A 15,744-nucleotide genomic window follows, 5' to 3' on the forward strand; every position below is an offset into this window, starting at 1 on the left:
GCCCCGGCACGACGCGCCGCACCCCCCGCATTCGGCACCGTAACGGTCATGACCACACACACGGTGACCCTGACGGGGCTGCGCGCGGTGTACGGCACCGGAACCCGGCAGGTGACGGCGCTCGACGGCGTGACCACCAGCTTCGCGAGCGGCACGTTCACGGCGGTGATGGGCCCCTCGGGCTCGGGAAAGTCCACCCTGCTGCATTGCGCGGCGGGGCTGGACAGCCCGACCGAGGGGACCGTCACGATCGACGGCACCCGGCTCGACGACCTCGGCGAGGACGAGCTGACCCGCCTGCGGCGCGACCGCGTGGGCTTCGTGTTCCAGGCGTTCAACCTGGTGTCCACGTTGACCGCCGCGCAGAACGTCGAGTTGCCGTTGCGGCTGGCCGGTCGCCGTCCACCGGCCGCGGACGTCGCCGCCGCGCTCGACGCGGTCGGCCTCGCCGACCGGGCCGGGCATCGGCCGAGCGAGCTGTCCGGTGGCGAGCAGCAGCGCGTCGCAGTGGCCCGCGCGTTGATCACCCGGCCGGTGGTGGTGTTCGCCGACGAGCCGACCGGGGCGCTCGACAGTGCGGCGTCCCGGCAGGTGCTCCGGCTGCTGCGCGGGCTCGTCGACGACCACGGGCAGACCGTCGTGATGGTGACCCACGATCCCGCCGCCGCCGCGTACGCCGACCGGGTCCTCCTGCTCGCCGACGGTCGCGTCGTCGACGAATTGACCGACGGGATAACCGCCGCCGTCGCCGCACGCATCGCCGAGCGGGAGACCGTCGCGGAGTCGTCGTGCTGAGCGTCCGGCGGTCGGCCAGCGCGTTCGTGGCCGTCGCCGTCGGAGTCGCGCTGGTGTCGGCGGCCACCCTGCTGCTCGCCTCCGGGCGTCCGCAGGTGCCGGACCGGTTGGCGCGGGCGGCGGTAGTGGTGCAGAGCCCCGAGGCGGGCGCGTCGGCCGACTCGTTCGTGCCGACCCGGCCCTGGTCCGCCACGGCGACGGCGGAACTCGTCGGCCGGCTGGCCGCCCTGCCCGGTGTCGCGGCGGCGGTGCCGGACCGGACCTTCTACGCCCAGCCGCTCGTCGACGGACGGCCTTCGGCCGCCGACACCGGGCGAAAGGACGCCCACCAGGGGCACGGCTGGTCCAGCGCCCAGCTCGGTGGACTGCGCCGCACGGCCGGCGAACCGCCGCGCCGGCCCGGTGAGGTGGTTGTCGACCGTGCGCTCGGGTTGCGGACCGGGGCGCGGGTCACCCTGCTGACGGCGGCGGGTCCGGAGGCGTACACCGTCAGTGGTCTGGTCGACGGGCCCGGCGTCCATGTCGCGGACGAGGTCGCCGCCGCGCTCGCGCCCGGCGTCCGGGCCATCGGGCTGGTGCTCACGGCGGGCGCCGACCCCGAGCGGGTCGCCGCGGCGGCTCGTGGCGTCGTCGGCGGTGACGGGCGGGTGCTGACCGGCGACGCGCGCAGCGCGCTGGAGCCGCGCGACGACGCCCGCATCCGCTGGATCGGCATGCAGGTGCTCACCGGTACGGCTGTTCTCGCCGGCTTCGTCACTGTGTTCGTCGTCGCCTCCACCTTCGCGTTCACCATCTCCCAGCGCCGCCGTGAGCTGGGCCTGCTGCGTGCTGTCGGCGCCACTGGACGTCAGGTCCGCCGCATGGTCCACGTCGAGGCGCTCGTCGTCGGCGCTTCGGCCGGGCTCGTCGGCCTGCTGGTCGGCGCGGCGCTCGCCCCGCTGCTGGGTCGGCTCCTGGTCGACGTCGGGTTCGAGCCGGCTACCTTCCGGGTCCGGTACGCCCCCTGGCCGGTCGCGGTCTCGCTCGCCGCCGGGCCGGTGATCGCGCTGCTGGCCGTCTGGTCGGCGTCGCGCCGGGCAGCGCGGGTCCGCCCGCTGGAGGCGTTGCGCGAGGCGACTGTGGAACAGCGGCCGATGGGACGGCCGCGCGTCGTCGTCGGGGCGTTGCTCGTCGCGGCGGGGGTCGCGCTCAGCGTCGGGACGGCGACCGCCGGCGAGGCCCGCGTCGCGGCGCAGTACGCCCTCTACGCGGTGATGGCGCTGGTGGCCGGTGCCACCGTGCTGTCCCCGGCGGTGGTCGGGCCGGTGGTGCGACTGCTGCGGTCTCCGGTGCGGCGCTCCGGCGGCGCGATCGGGATGCTGGTCCGGGGTTCGGCGCTCACCGCGACCCGGCGGACGGCGTCGACGGCCGCCCCGGTGCTGCTCACGGTCGCCTTCGCGGTGCTGGTGTCCGGGATGGTGCGAACCACCACCGCCGCGTACGCGGCAGGTCGGGCGGACAACGTGAACGCCGGCTGGATCGTCGTGCCCGACCGGACGCCGGGACTGTCGGAGCAGGCAGTCGCCGCGACCGGTGGCACCGCTCTCCTGCCGACCACTGTCTTCCGCACCGACCCCGGAACTGGGCCGGCGGACCGTCCACTGACCGCGCTCGGTGTGGACCCGGCCGGCTTCGCCGCCGCGAACCGGGCGCTCACCGTCGTCGCCGGCACGCTCGACGACCTGCGCGGCGACGACACTGTGGTGGTGACCGCCGCGGCGAACCTGCGGCCGTCCGAGCCGTACGTGGTGGTCTTCGCGGACGGGACGTCGGTGTCGCTGCGCGTCGTCGCCGTGGTCACCGACACCTCGCTCCCCGGCGACCTGCTCCTGCCCCGGGCCGTGGTACGGGCGCACGACCCGTCGGCGCTCACGTCCACGGTGTACGTCCGGGACCGGATCGCGCCTCCGGTCGGCGCACGGGTCGTCGACGTCGCCACCTGGGCGGCGGAGGCCGACGCTGCCGAGGACCGTCTCGTCTGGCTCTTCACGCTGCTGCTGATCGGTGTGTCGGCCGGCTACGGCGCCATCGCCGTGGTCAACACGTTGGTGCTGGCCGCCGCCGGCCGAGCCGCCGACCTGCGGTTGATCCGGTTGGCCGGGGCGACCCGGCGGCAGGTCATCTGGCTGGTCACGGCCGAGTCCGCCCTGGTGGTGATGATCGGTGCGCTGCTCGGTGGGGCTGTCGCGTTCGTCGGTCTGCTCAGCATTCGCGCCGGCCTCGCCGAGCAGGTCGGGGCCCCCGTCGACCTCGTGGTGCCGTGGTCGGTGGTGGCCGGGGTGGTGGGGCTGTGCCTGCTGCTCGCTGCGCTGGCGAGCGTGCTGCCGACGTGGCGGTCGCTGCGGCACCGCCCCGCGCGCTAGCTACTCGACGACCGGCAGGACGACCTCGTTGCGGCGCAGGAACCACGGCTTCCACGGCGGGTCGAAGCGCGCGTACCTGATCGCGCCCGTGGGTTGCAGCCCGGCGGCGGTCACCGACCGGCCGAGCATGGTGGCCCGCTGGCTGAACGCCCGCTCCGTCCACCGGCCGGAGAAGCGGATCGCCGCCGCCAGGCGTGCCGGGACCTCGTGGATGCGCACCCGGGCGTCCACCGGTTCGGGCAGGGTGGCAGTGGTGAAGGTGGCCGGCATGACGAACTGGATCAGGTACGCGCCGGGCCACTCGCCCTCGATCTGGACCACCGGCGCGGTCATGGCGATCTTTTCCGAGTCGCTGGCCGCCGACAGCGCCGGCGCGGCCGACCCGATCGGGTGCCGGGCCCGGTTGGCGCCGCCGATGTAGGCGGCCAGCGGCCGGAACGCCTCGATCGGCGCCCGGGTGAAGGATGCCTGGATCTGCATCTCGGCCACCAGGTGGGCCGGGTAGCGGCGCAGCTCGAAGCCGGGGTGTCGGGACACCACCCGGTACGGCTGCTGCTCGGTCATCGCGCGCTCCCAGGATCTCTCTGGGACAGACGCTACCGCCCCTCCGGCTCCCGCTCGGCCGAAGTCGGTCGTCCCGCACCCGGGGCGACGGCTCGCCAGTACTGGCGTTTGCCCTCGTCGCGCAGCACCACCCCGATCCGGCCCAGCTCGCGTCGCAGCTCCCGGGCGTCGTCGCGGCGATCCCGCGCGATCGCTCGCTCGCGGGCGCGCAGCAGCGCGTCCGCCCCTGCCGGCAGACCGGGCAGGTCGGGCACCCACAGCCGGTACGCCGACCGGTGCGGGTCGCCGTCCGCCCAGGCCCAGCCGTGCTCCCGGAAGGCGCCGGCGAGCCGCGCGGCGGGCAGGTCCGTCGACTCCCGGACCAGTTCCGCCCCGTCGGCGTCGAGCAGCACCAGGTGCTTGTCGGCGAGGAAGACCACCCGCGTGTCGGCCCGCGCGACGGTCCGGTTCTCGGCGGCGCGGCGCAGCCGGACCTGCGCCGCGTCGACGGTGACGATCAGCCGTTCGGCGGTGCCCAGCCCGGCGACGACCAGGCCGGCCAGGACACCCACGCCTATCGTGCCGGCGGTTGCCTGTGGTTCGGGCAGCCGGTCCAGCCACTCGATCAGGTCGCTGAACGGCACCCAGGGCAGCCGGGCGAGCCAGCCGGTCGTCGCCGCGAGGAGCCATCCGACGCCCGCGCCGACAAGCGGGAAGCCACCCCACATGACGACCAGCTCGACCACGCCGCCGCTGACCACGGTGCGGGGTCGGTATCCGGCCAGGTCCATGGTCAGGACACCTCGCGGCGCAGCGTCCGGAACAGGCCGGCGGCCAGCGGCAGGACCATCCAGACCAGCAGGGACACCGCTATCCGCCCCCACTGCCCGCTGGTGACTGCGTCGCTGCTGAACAACGGTTCCATGGTCTTGCTGGTGTCCAGCCACTCGGACGGGCCACGCAGGGGCTTGACCATTTCGCCGAGCACCCCCCACAGGGTGGGCAGCAGCAGGTAGCCGACGATGGCCAGCGGCGGGTTGAGCAGCAGCAGACCGAAGGCCGCGCCCATCAGCACGCTGGTGACCTGGATGACCACCGCGTTCAGCACCAGCGACCAGTCGAACTGCCAGGTGCCAGCGCCGCCGATGGCGGACGCCACGAGCGTCCCGACGGCGGCGACGGCGAGGCTGGTCAGCACCGAGGCGATCGCGGTCAGCGACACGGCGACCAGCTTCGCGGCCACCACCCGCTCCCGGCGGGGCACCAGCGCGTACGTGGTGAGGGCCGTCCGCTGCGACCACTCGCTGGTGATCGACAGGATGCCGAGCACCGGCAGCAGCACCGACACCGGCAGCAGCGAGGGGACGAAGAAGTTGAGGAAGGTCTGGTCGGCCTCCTTCGCGTAGACCAGTTGCAGGGCGACGATCGCGGCGGTGATCAGGCCGATGGTGATCACCAGCCAGCGACCGGCCCGGGTGTCGACGAGCTTGCGCAGCTCCACGACGGTGAGCCGGAGCAGCGACGGGCGGCGTACCGGAGTGTGGTGCCGGGGCACGACGGCGTCGGCGGCGGGCGCGGTGGTGGTGGTCATCGGACGGCCTCCTTGGTGGATTCGCCGGCGGTCAGGGTGAGGAAGAGCTGTTCGAGGCCACCGCCGCTGGCGGGGCGCAGCTCGGCCAGCGCGACGCCGGCATCGGCGGCGGCCTGGCCGACCGCCTCGGCGTCGGCCTGCACGAGCAGCCCCTCGGAGCTGTCGGCCGCGCTCAGCCCGGCCAGTTCCAGTGCGCGGCGCAGCGCCGCGCCGTCGCGGGCCCGGACCACAGTCCCGCCGCCTGCCAGCAGCTCGTTCTTGTCGCCCTGGGCCACGATCCGGCCGCCCCCGATCACCACCAGCCGGTCCGCGACCGCCTCCACCTCGCGCAGCAGGTGGGAGGAGAGCAGCACCGTGCCGCCCCGGTCGGCGAAGTCGCGCAGCAGGCCGCGCATCCAGAAGATCCCCTCGGGGTCCAGGCCGTTGGCCGGCTCATCCAGGATCAACACCCGGGGGTCGCCGAGCAGCGCGTGCGCCAGCCCGAGCCGTTGGCGCATGCCCAACGAGTACGCCCGTACCCGACGCTTCGCCGCCACCGCGTTCAACCCCACCAGGTCGAGCTTCGCGGCGACCTCGCGCCGGTCCAACCCCATGGTGTACGCGGACAGCGTCAACGCCTCGCGGCCGGTGCGCCCGGCGTGCTGGGCGGAGGCGTCCAGCAGCACCCCGACCTCCCGCCCCGGGTTGGGCAGCTCCCGGTACGGGTGCCCGGAGACGGTGGCGCGGCCGGCCGTCGGGGCGGTGAGTCCGCAGATCATCCGCATGGTGGTGGACTTGCCGGCGCCGTTGGGGCCGAGGAAGCCGGTGACGGTGCCCGGCTCGCACCGGAACGACACGTCGTCCACGGCCGGGTGTGGCCCGTACCGCTTGGTGAGGTTCTCTACCGTGATCATGCCGTTGAGCGTGCCCGTGCCGCCCGGCTCTCCGCTGCGGCCGCCGGTAGGTGCCGTACCGACCTTGGTCGACGTTCGGGTCTCGACTTTGGTAGCTGGTCGTGGTGCCCGTCGGCTGCCTAGCATGGGGCCGTGACCAGCCTCGCCGTCCCGGAACACCCCTGGCTGCTGCCGGGGGAGCTGGTCGTGCCGGGCGAACGTGACCGGGCACACCCGCGCCGCACCACCCGCGACTGGGTCGTGGACGGCCTCGCGTTCCTGGTCTCTCTGGTCTGGGTGTTGTTCGCCACGGCCGACGCCCTGGCACCCGACCCGACGATCGCCACCGCGCTCCCGCACGACTGGATGGTCGGCGTCGACGCGCTGATCGGGCTGGTCTGCTGCGGGCTGCTCTGGGTGCGCCGCCGGTGGCCGCTGGGGCTGGTGGTGGCGACGATACCGCTGACCCTGTTCTCGTTGGCCGCCGGCGTCCCGCTGTTGATCTTCTACTTCACCGTGGTGGTGCACCGACGCACCGCCATCGCGATCGGGGTCACGGGCGCTGGCCTGATCACGAACCTGGGCTTCAGTTGGCTGCGTCCGGACCCGAATCTGACGTACTGGGAAACCGCGGCGTGGGGTGTGGTGTTCAGCCTCGTCGTGCTGGCCTGGGGGATGTTCGTCCGGGCCCGGCGGCAGTTGATCGTGTCGCTGCGCGACCGGGCCGAGCGCGCCGAGTCCGAGCAGCAGTTGCGGGTGGCCCAGGCCCGCCACCTCGAACGCACCCGGATCGCCCGGGAGATGCACGACGTGCTGGCCCACCGGATCTCGCTGCTCAGCCTGCACGCCGGCGCGCTGGAGTTCCGCCCGGACGCTCCCGCCGACGAGGTGGCCCGCGCCGCCGGTGTGATCCGGGGCAGCGCCCACGCCGCCCTGCAGGACCTGCGGGAGGTCATCGGCGTGCTCCGGGCCGAGGGCGACAGCCCCGGCGATGCCCCCGAGCCGCCGCAGCCCACCCTCGCCGACCTGCCGGCCCTGATCGCGGAATCGCGGTCGGCCGGGGTCCGGGTCAACGTCAGCGACACCGTGGACCGGTCCGGGGAGGTGCCGGCGGCGCTGGGCCGGGCCGCGTACCGGATCGTGCAGGAGGGGCTCACCAACGCCCGCAAGCACGCGGCCGGCGCTGCGGTCACCGTTGACGTCGCCGGCGGGCCGGGCGCCGGCCTGACCGTGGCGATCGGCAACCGGTGGCCGGTCGGCACCTCGGCCGGCGGCGGCCTGCCGGGCGCCGGCACCGGCCTGGTGGGTATCAGCGAGCGCGTCACACTTGCCGGCGGTCGGCTGGCCTACGGCCGGGACGACGCGGGCGACTTCCGCCTGGCCGCCTGGCTGCCGTGGCCGGCGTGACCGGCCCGCCCGGTCCGGCCGGAACCGGCACGCCGCCGGTGCGGGTGCTGATCGTGGACGACGACGCGCTGGTCCGGGCGGGTCTCTCGATGATCCTCGGCGGCCTGCCGGACCTGCTGGTGGTGGGCGAGGCGGCCGACGGCGGCGAGGTCCCGGCGGCGGTCGCCGCGTACGCCCCGGACGTGGTCCTGATGGACATCCGGATGCCCCGGGTGGACGGGCTCACCGCCACCGAGGCGCTACGTGCCCAGCCGCACCCGCCGGAGGTGCTGGTGCTGACCACCTTCGACGCCGACGAGCAGGTGTTGCGGGCGCTGCGCGCCGGTGCGGCCGGCTTCCTGCTCAAGGACACCCCTCCGGCGGACATCGTGCACGCGGTCCGCCGGGTCGCCGCGGGTGAGGCGACGCTCTCCCCGACTGTGACCCGCACGCTCATCGACCACGTGACCGCCGCCACCCCGGGTCTGGCCGGCCCGGATCCGCGTCGCGAGCGGGCGCTGCGGCTGCTCGGTGGGCTCAGCGAGCGGGAGCGTCAAGTGGCGGTAGCGCTGGGGCGGGGCCGCACCAACGCGGAGATCGCCGGGGAGTTGTTCATGAGCGTGGCGACGGTGAAGGCGTACGTCTCCCGGCTGCTGACCCGGCTCGATCTCAACAACCGGGTCCAGGTGGCCCTGCTGGTGCACGACGCCGACCTCGTCTGACGGCACGTCGAACCGCATCACCAAGCCATCCGTGCCACTGTCGTTGATACACTCAGCCGTGAGTGTTCCATAAATGAGAGCCTCAAGGATGGTGTCGTGGACGGCTTCGTGGGACGAGAGCGAGAGCTGGCCCTGCTGAAGGCGGCACTCGCGCGGGTCGAACGCGGGGGCCGTGCCGGTCGACCCGGCCGGGCCCTGTTGATGCGCGGTCGCCGCCGGGTCGGCAAGTCGCGCCTCGTGGAGGAGTTCGTCGAGCGAGCGGAGGTGCCACACCTCTTCTTCACCGCCTCGGCGCAGCCGACCGTCACGGCCGATCTCGCGCTCTTCGTGGAAGCGGCGGCCGCATCGACGCTGCCGGGCGCGCAACTGCTCCGGGGACAGCAACCACGGACGTGGGACGCCGCACTCACTCTGCTCGCCGCCGCGCTGCCGACCGATCGGCCGAGCGTCGTCGTCCTCGATGAGATGCCGTACCTCATCGAGACCGACCCGGGGTTCGAGGGCACCCTGCAGAAGATCTTCGACCGGGAGCTCTCCCGGCTTCCGGTCCTGCTGATCTGTGTCGGGTCCGACCTGGCGATGATGGAGGCGCTCAACGATTACGGCCGACCGTTTCACCAGCGTGCCACCGAGATGGTCATACCGCCGTTGAGCCCGGCCGACGTCCGCGACATGCTCGACCTGTCGGCCGCCGACGCGTTCGACGCCTACCTCGTGTCCGGTGGTCTGCCACTGATTCTCGACGAGTGGCCGGCCGGCGCATCAGTGCGCGAGTATCTGAGCGCCGCGGTACCGGATCCGACCTCGGCCCTGCTGGTCAGCGGCGAGCGGGCACTGGCGGCCGAGTTCCCGGCGCAGTCCCAGGCCGGCCTGGTGCTGCGGGCGATCGGCTCGGGTGAGCGGACCTTCTCACTGATTGCGCGTGCCGCAGGGGATCTCCCGCAGGCGTCACTGAGCCGAGCTCTGCGACTTCTGACCCAGAAGCGGGTGGTGGACGACGCACTCCCACTGTCGACGAAGCCGTCCCGGGAAACCCGGTACGTCGTGGCCGATCCGTACCTGCGATTCTGGCTCTCCTTCCTGGGCCCACACCTCGCGGAGATCGAACGAGGTCGAGGTGATCTCACCTTGGATCGGATCACCGGGTCATGGACGTCCTGGCGCGGGAGAGTCATCGAGCCCGTCGTCCGAGAGGCGCTGCGCCGGCTGCCTGTGGATCACCTGCCAGCGGAAGCGCCGGTGATCGGCGGCTACTGGACGCGGACCAATGATCCGGAGATCGACATCGTCGGCGCCGATCGTGCGCCCGTGGCGGCGCGCATCTGCTTCGTCGGATCGATCAAGTGGCAGGAAAGTCGACCCTTCGACGCGCATGACCTGGGCCGACTGCTCCTGCACCGATCCCGGTTGCCCGGTGCCGACGAATCGGTGCCGGCCCTCGCCGTATCGCGCAGCGGCAGCGCTGTCGACGGGATCCATGTGCTGTCGCCGGACGATCTGCTCAGCGCGTACCGGAATTGAACCTTCGTCCGATGCCGGCCGTACCACTGCCCGAGGATGTCGGTGCGGTGAGTCCGCCGTACCGCTGCCGAACTGCGGGAGGCCTGCCGTGCGTGTTGGTGAGCAGTCGACGGATCCCATCGACCTGGTGCTGGGTGAGGTGCCGGTGCCGGCACCACTGACCCCCGAGGATGTCCGGCTCGCGGTCCGGGCGGTGGTCGTGCACACCGCCGAGGAGTGGCCGACCGGGCCGCTGTGCCGCAACGACGGCGCCTCCTACCCGTGCCGACTGCACAGGTGGGGGCGTCGGGTCCTGGAGTCACACGGGCTCAACGAGCGGCAGATCGAAGCGTTGATCCAGCACGGCAACCCCTTCGTGCACGTGCCCTTCCCGTTCACCGCGACCGGGCCGTCGTCGGCGCGTCCCACAGGCGTCCGGCCGGCGACGACCGCCGGCTATCCGGCACCGGCCCCGGGCCGCGGCGGGCTGCCGGCGCGACACCAGGCCGCGCGGGTCACCCCTGCGGGGGTACGACAGGCCTCTGCCGGCCGGCCGGTGACTCCCCCCGTCACCGCGCCGCGCTGGCCCCGGGCGAGCTGAGCGGTCCCCACCCACGCCCTGTCCGGGGTCGACACGACGTCGGCCCGACGCGGAGATCTCCACCCGCGCCGGGCCGACGTCACACTGCCGGCTTGTTCAGTCGTTGCCGGCGCCGATGCCGCAGTCCGGCGCGGACCAGCTCGTCGTGTTCGGGCTGTTGTCGCTGTTGTTCTCGCGCCGCGAGTCGACGTGCACGTGATCGTCGTGGTCGGGGTAGCCCGGCCCGTAGATGCCGCTGAAGCCCTTGTTGCGGGCGCTCTTGGCCACCGTGCAGAGCGAGGACGTCCGCGAGGTGACGTCTGCGGCGTTGCCGTACAGGTGCTGGCTGTCCGACGCGCCGCCCACCTGGTTGTTGCAGGCGCGGCTGCGGAAACCGCTCGACACGTTCAGCGGCTTGTCGCCGAGGCTCTTGCGCAACGCTTCCAACTTCCACATGGTGCGCAGCGCGTTCTGCTTCGTCTGGCTCGCCGACACCGGACCGCCGCTCCACCCGCTGCCGCCACACCCGTTGTCCAGCTCGTTGTAGCTGAAATGCGCGGGCGTGCAGTCGTTGTCCTGGAGCTGGTACAGCTTGGCGTAGGTCTGCGGGCCCGCGACGCCGTCGGCGCGCAGCCCGTACGCCTGCTGGAACCGCTTGACCGCGGCGGCGGTCTTCGGTCCGTAGCGACCGTCGTTCTCCACGATGTCCCGGTAGCCGGCCCAGCCGGCGACCCGGATCTGCAGCTGGCGGACGTCGTCGCCGGAGCGCCCCTGGTACAGGTTGCGGTTCCAGGTGTAGCAGCCGTCCGCGTACGCTGCCGGCGCGGCGACCACCGAGGCGATCGCTGCCCCGGGCAGCGCCAGGGCGAAAGCGACAGCAACTCGCTTCAAGGTGTTTACGCGCACAGAAGTCCTCCCGATAGGAGAGCGAATGGGGTTGCTTCGGGACATCGACCGGGACGTCCCGTGATTTCCACCCTCGCACTGATCAGTGCCGTAGGCGGCAATTAACGAGAATTGTCCTCACGATTCGTTGTTCCTGGGCATCGGCTGGGAATTCGACTGATTTGCGAAACAGCCATTTCCCCCCGATGGACCCGGTGACGGGATAACCCCACCGAACGTCGCAATCGGTCACACCCAGGGTGATGTTCCTCGCGCGTCGGGGGCCGGTAACGTCAGCGCTGGCCGGCGGACTGGCGGAGGTGCACGTGGCACGCGGTGGCGTCTTCTGTGTCGAGGGTCAGTGGCACCGTGACCTCAACGAACGCGGTTCCGTGCTGCCCACCCTTGAGCTGCTGGAGCGGCTTGGCAAGATCCGCTTCATTCACAAGGACGCGGCCACCCGCGACGAGCTGTTCTACTTCCTGGACCGCTGGCTGCTCAAGCAGTACGCCGACCACCGCGTCGGCTTCTTCGCGATGCACGGCGAGCCGAGTCGGCTCTGCCTCACCGACTGGCAGTCGGTGGAGCTGAACGAGGTGGCCGAGCTGATGGCCGGCCGCTGCGAGGGGCGCCGGCTCTATTTTGGCAGCTGTTCCGTCCTACGCGCGTCGGACGCGGTGCTGCGCGAGTTCCTGGAGGTCACCGGGGCCGCCCTGATCTGCGGTTTCACCCGGGACGTCGACTGGGTCGAGTCGGCCGCCTTCGAAACCGTCCTGCTCGACGTGCTGGCGAACGGGCAGCGGCACAATGCCGCCGAACTGCGGATGGGCTCCGCGCACTGGGCGCCGCTGGCCTCGTACCTCGGCTTCCGGGTGATCTATGCCAACGGCCGGGCCTGGCGCCCGGTCGGTCGGCCCCGCGTGCCCACCCAGGCGGTGCACCGCGCCGCCGCCGGCCCCCGCTGATCGCCCACCTCAACGCCGCGGGCCAGGTGAGCGGTCGCTGATCCGGCCCCGCCTCCATCGTTTGCTCACTCACGACCGCCGATCGCGTCGACAGGCGCCTGTCGCAACGCGTACCGGGTGGCCACCCTGATCGCACCCCAGGAGAGCGCGACGGTGATCGCCACGATCGCACTGAGCCCGGTAAGGGAGATGCTCGGAACGGGCGACTGCGTCAGTCCGAGGCTGATGCCGATCAGCGGTGGGATCGTTGCCAACGAACCGAACAGCAGTGCCGAAAAGACCACGAGCCTGGCCTCGCCGTTCATCATCGCGTGGAGCTGGTTCCGGCTGGCGCCGATGAGTTGCAGCATCGCGAACTCGCGAACCCGCGCCGTCGTGGCCATCACGAGAGTGTTCACCACGGCGATGGCGATGTAGCCGAGTAATACCGTCTGGAACAGCAGGTTCAGCGCCCAGTCACCCGAGCCGCCGGGCCCCGGGGCGGCCAGGAACGTCTGCCGGTCCCCGACCTGAACCGTCGGGTAGCGTGCGACGACGCCACGCAGCGCGTCGGCGAGCGCCTGCGGGTCGGTCCCGTCCACCGATCGGATCAGCACCGCGGCGTCCACCCGCGCGGTGGTGTGGGCCACGACGAGGTCGTTGGGCAGGACGACATCACCGAAACCCAGGCCGTTCTCGTAGATCGCCACCACCCGTGGCGCGACAAGCGTGCCGTCGCCGAGCCGGAGGTCGACAGTCCCGCCGACTCTCGCTCGGACGGTCTGCGCGGCGACTCTGCTCAGTGCCACCGCCTCGCCGTGCAGTTCCGCGATGTCGCCCTGGTCCACCGCGAGATCCATGGTTTCGGAGAGCCGTTCGGGCTCCACGCCCTGGGCGGCGAAGACCTTGGTCGCGGTGCTGTCCTCGGACGGGAAGGTCAACAGCACCTGCATCCGGGCCACCGGCGTCACCACTGCGACGCCGGGCACGCCGCGCACGGCATCCACGACTCCGGGAGACACCCCGGCACCGGACGACGCGGTCAGCACGTGGTCGGCCCGCAGGCCGTCCTCGAGTTGGTGCTGCGCCCCCGCGATCGCCGTGGAGGCGCCGAACACCTGCACGGCGGCCAGGGTCACGCCCATGGCCAGCGGAATGGTCGCCGAACTGAACCGCTTCGAGTTGGTCCGCGCGTTGGCCTGGGCGAGGAACCCGCTGGCCGTGGACTGCCGGTTGAGGCGCGAGCCGAACAGCACGATGGCGCCCCGAAGCAGTTGGGGTCCAAGACATCCGAGCGCCACGACGAACACCAGGACCGCGCTCCCGGCCGTGTCGGCGGCCGAGTCGCCCGGTGACACGGCATTGCCGAACGTCAGCAGCAGCCCGAGCGGAATGAGGACGACGCCGATGATCAACCGAACCCAGCCGATCTTCGTGGGCTCGACCGTGGCGTCACCGAGAGCCTCGACCGGGCTGACCTTGGCCACCCGCCGCGCGACCAGCCAGCCGGCAAGCCGGGCGCTCGTCATGCACAACACCAGCGAGGCCAGGACGGGCAGCAACCCCACCCGCATCCGGAAGTCCGGGGGCATCACGCCCGCGAGGACGAACACGCCGCGCATGACGAATGCGAGCGCCACGCCGGGCGCCGCGCCGACCACGGCGCCCACCGACGACACGACTGTCATCTCGGCGCCGATCATCCAGTGGATCTGCTGAGGTGTCGCGCCGATGGCACGTAGCAGGGCCAGTTCTCGTCTGCGCTGCCGCACCGACAGTGCGAGGGTGCTCGCCACCACGAACACCACGATCAGCACCATGGTGCCGCCGAACGACGCCGCCGTCTCCACCACCAGGCTGCGGGCGGCGCCCACGTCCAGGAACTCCACGTCGCCGCGTCCCGTGCCGGTGTGCGCCAGCACGCCCGGTACGGCGGCCGTGATGCGCTCGGCCAACTGCTCCGGGGTGGCTCCGGGCGCCGCGAGCACGCCGACCGCGTCCACCCGGTCCGGACGGCCGGACAGCCTGGCCGCCTGATCGTCGGTGACGAACACGGCGGACTGCCGATCCAACCCGTTCCCCTGGATGGCGGCCGTGCCCACCACGCGATAGGACGATGGGATCGAGCCGACCACGAGGCGCACGGTCTCGTCGAGCGACACGCCGCCGCGCGCGGCGAGGTCGGCGTCGAGCACGACTTCGTCGGGCGCGGCGGGCGCCCGGCCGTCGCGGACCCGGAACGGCGCGAGCGCCGCGGCGGACCAGCCGTGCCCGAACACCGGGAAGCCGTCCGGGCCGGGCACCGTGTCGCCGTTGGAGGTCAGCACGCTGACCTCGACGTTGACGTCTCCGATGGCTGACCGAACACCGGGCACCGCAGCGACGGCGGCGACCTTGTCGACGGGCAGCGTGACGCGCTCGCTGTAGCGGACCTGGGAGGTCTCGTCCAGCCGGAACGACTGCTGACCGCCGAGAACCACAGCCGTCCCCGAGTAGCGCTCGGGGGCCACGCCGGTGCCGAGCCCGGACACCAGCAGGGTCCCGCAGGCGGTGATGACCGCCGAACCCGCGGCGATCGCGACGAAGGAGCCGACGAAGCCGCCCTTGCGCCCCTTGATCGTGCTCCACGCCAGCGACAGATCTCTGGGGTACGGCACCACGAGGCGGACCAGCCGCCGGATGCGGCGGATCACCATTCGCCCAGGTGCGTCATACGCGACGCGATCTGCTCCGTGGTGGGTCGGGTCAGTTGGCCCGCGATCCTGCCGTCGGCGAGGAACACAACCGAGTCGGCGAAGGAGGCGGCAACCGGGTCGTGGGTGACCATGAGCACCGTCTGCCCCATGTCGTCGACGATGTGTCGCAGCAGTTCCAGAACCTGCTTGCTGGACCGGGTGTCCAGCGCGCCGGTCGGTTCGTCCGCGACGACCACATCCGGGTGGGTGATCAGCGCGCGGGCCACCGCGACCCGCTGCTGCTGACCGCCGGAAAGCTCGTTCGGCCGCCGCTTGGCCTGCTCGCCGAGGCCGACAGCGGTCAGCACTTCCCGCAGGAACGCCTGATCGGTCTTCCGGTCCGCCAGCCGCAGCGGCAGCGTGACGTTCTCCTCGACGGTCAACGCCCCGAGCAGGTTGTACGCCTGGAAGACGAACCCGATCCGGTCGCGTCGCAGCTCGGTCAACTCGCGCTCCGACCGGCTGGAAAGCTCCGTGTCACCAAGCATGACCCGGCCCGACGTCGGCCGGTCCAGGCCGGCCGCGCAGTTCAGAAATGTGCTCTTGCCCGACCCGGACGGGCCCATGACGGCGGTGAAGGTGCCGCGCGGGAACGCGGCTGTCACCGCGTCGAGGGCCCGTACCGCGTTCCTCCCCGACCCGTACTCCTTCGACACCGACTCCAGGTAAACCGCTGCCGGCGCCGCACGGGTCTGCAGGGAGCCGGCCGCGGCGGTCTCCGCGGGTGGGACGCGCCGGTCCGACGGCTCCCTGTTTGGTCTCATGCGTCCGATGCTAGGAACGGCGGCG

The 15,744-nt window shown here is 72.3% G+C and carries 14 protein-coding genes; 7 read left to right on the forward strand and 7 right to left on the reverse strand.

The window, feature by feature from the left end; translation table 11 throughout:
• Window positions 1-48 precede the first annotated feature (48 nt).
• Both AB0K10_RS01855 and AB0K10_RS01860 read left to right on the forward strand, forming a co-directional pair.
• Window positions 49-795, forward strand: a complete 747-nt coding sequence (locus AB0K10_RS01855) for an ABC transporter ATP-binding protein (protein WP_363678954.1) — start codon at window positions 49-51, stop codon at window positions 793-795.
• The gene (locus AB0K10_RS01860) at window positions 789-3,197 is read left to right on the forward strand and encodes an FtsX-like permease family protein (RefSeq protein WP_363678956.1); all 2,409 of its coding nucleotides are present in this window, start codon (window positions 789-791) and stop codon (window positions 3,195-3,197) included. Before AB0K10_RS01855 ends, AB0K10_RS01860 begins: the two co-directional genes overlap by 7 nt.
• Here AB0K10_RS01860 and AB0K10_RS01865 read toward each other — a convergent pair whose 3' ends face one another.
• Genes AB0K10_RS01865 through AB0K10_RS01880 form a run of 4 tightly spaced genes read right to left on the reverse strand, consistent with a single transcriptional unit; the run spans window position 3,198 to window position 6,224 of the window.
• Window positions 3,198-3,761, reverse strand: coding sequence for a heme-binding protein (locus AB0K10_RS01865; protein WP_363678958.1), 564 nt, complete (start codon window positions 3,759-3,761; stop codon window positions 3,198-3,200).
• A gap of 32 nt (window positions 3,762-3,793) precedes the next feature.
• Window positions 3,794-4,531: a hypothetical protein gene (locus AB0K10_RS01870; RefSeq protein WP_363678960.1), complete on the reverse strand. Its 738-nt coding sequence runs from the start codon at window positions 4,529-4,531 to the stop codon at window positions 3,794-3,796.
• 2 nt (window positions 4,532-4,533) lie between these two features.
• Window positions 4,534-5,331, reverse strand: a complete 798-nt coding sequence (locus AB0K10_RS01875; RefSeq protein ID WP_363678962.1) for an ABC transporter permease — start codon at window positions 5,329-5,331, stop codon at window positions 4,534-4,536.
• Window positions 5,328-6,224 carry an ATP-binding cassette domain-containing protein gene (locus AB0K10_RS01880; protein WP_363678964.1) on the reverse strand — a complete coding sequence of 299 codons (897 nt, stop codon included), beginning with the start codon at window positions 6,222-6,224 and terminating at the stop codon, window positions 5,328-5,330. The genes AB0K10_RS01875 and AB0K10_RS01880 overlap by 4 nt, the downstream gene beginning before the upstream one ends.
• Window positions 6,225-6,356: 132 nt before the next feature.
• Between AB0K10_RS01880 and AB0K10_RS01885 the strand changes: the two genes are divergently transcribed.
• The 4 genes from AB0K10_RS01885 (at window position 6,357) to AB0K10_RS01900 (ending at window position 10,412) form a co-directional block, all read left to right on the forward strand.
• The gene (locus AB0K10_RS01885) at window positions 6,357-7,610 is read left to right on the forward strand and encodes a histidine kinase (protein ID WP_363678966.1); all 1,254 of its coding nucleotides are present in this window, start codon (window positions 6,357-6,359) and stop codon (window positions 7,608-7,610) included.
• The gene (locus tag AB0K10_RS01890) at window positions 7,598-8,311 is read left to right on the forward strand and encodes a response regulator transcription factor (RefSeq protein ID WP_363678968.1); all 714 of its coding nucleotides are present in this window, start codon (window positions 7,598-7,600) and stop codon (window positions 8,309-8,311) included. Before AB0K10_RS01885 ends, AB0K10_RS01890 begins: the two co-directional genes overlap by 13 nt.
• A 96-nt stretch (window positions 8,312-8,407) precedes the next feature.
• On the forward strand, window positions 8,408-9,832 hold the full coding sequence (locus tag AB0K10_RS01895) for a DUF234 domain-containing protein (RefSeq protein WP_363678970.1): 1,425 nt from the start codon (window positions 8,408-8,410) through the stop codon (window positions 9,830-9,832).
• 88 nt (window positions 9,833-9,920) lie between these two features.
• Window positions 9,921-10,412, forward strand: a complete 492-nt coding sequence (locus AB0K10_RS01900; protein ID WP_363678972.1) for a hypothetical protein — start codon at window positions 9,921-9,923, stop codon at window positions 10,410-10,412.
• Window positions 10,413-10,508: 96 nt separating this feature from the next.
• Here the strand turns inward: AB0K10_RS01900 and AB0K10_RS01905 are convergent, their stop codons facing one another.
• Window positions 10,509-11,297, reverse strand: coding sequence for a D-Ala-D-Ala carboxypeptidase family metallohydrolase (locus AB0K10_RS01905; RefSeq protein ID WP_363678974.1), 789 nt, complete (start codon window positions 11,295-11,297; stop codon window positions 10,509-10,511).
• 305 nt (window positions 11,298-11,602) lie between these two features.
• On the opposite strand from AB0K10_RS01905, the gene AB0K10_RS01910 reads away from it, so the two are divergent.
• Complete coding sequence (locus AB0K10_RS01910; RefSeq protein WP_266249300.1) at window positions 11,603-12,241, forward strand: DUF6642 family protein; 639 nt, start codon at window positions 11,603-11,605, stop codon at window positions 12,239-12,241.
• Between the two features lie 65 nt (window positions 12,242-12,306).
• On the opposite strand, the gene AB0K10_RS01915 is transcribed toward AB0K10_RS01910, so the two are convergent.
• Together AB0K10_RS01915 and AB0K10_RS01920 are read right to left on the reverse strand one after the other, a co-directional pair.
• On the reverse strand, window positions 12,307-14,916 hold the full coding sequence (locus tag AB0K10_RS01915; protein ID WP_363678976.1) for an FtsX-like permease family protein: 2,610 nt from the start codon (window positions 14,914-14,916) through the stop codon (window positions 12,307-12,309).
• Window positions 14,910-15,719 (reverse strand): ABC transporter ATP-binding protein, encoded by an 810-nt coding sequence (locus AB0K10_RS01920; protein ID WP_363678978.1) that lies wholly within the window; start codon window positions 15,717-15,719, stop codon window positions 14,910-14,912. Before AB0K10_RS01920 ends, AB0K10_RS01915 begins: the two co-directional genes overlap by 7 nt.
• Between the last annotated feature and the right edge of the window lie 25 nt (window positions 15,720-15,744).

It is taken from the genome of Micromonospora sp. NPDC049274 (genome assembly GCF_040678875.1).
Taxonomy (GTDB): Bacteria; Actinomycetota; Actinomycetes; order Mycobacteriales; family Micromonosporaceae; genus Micromonospora.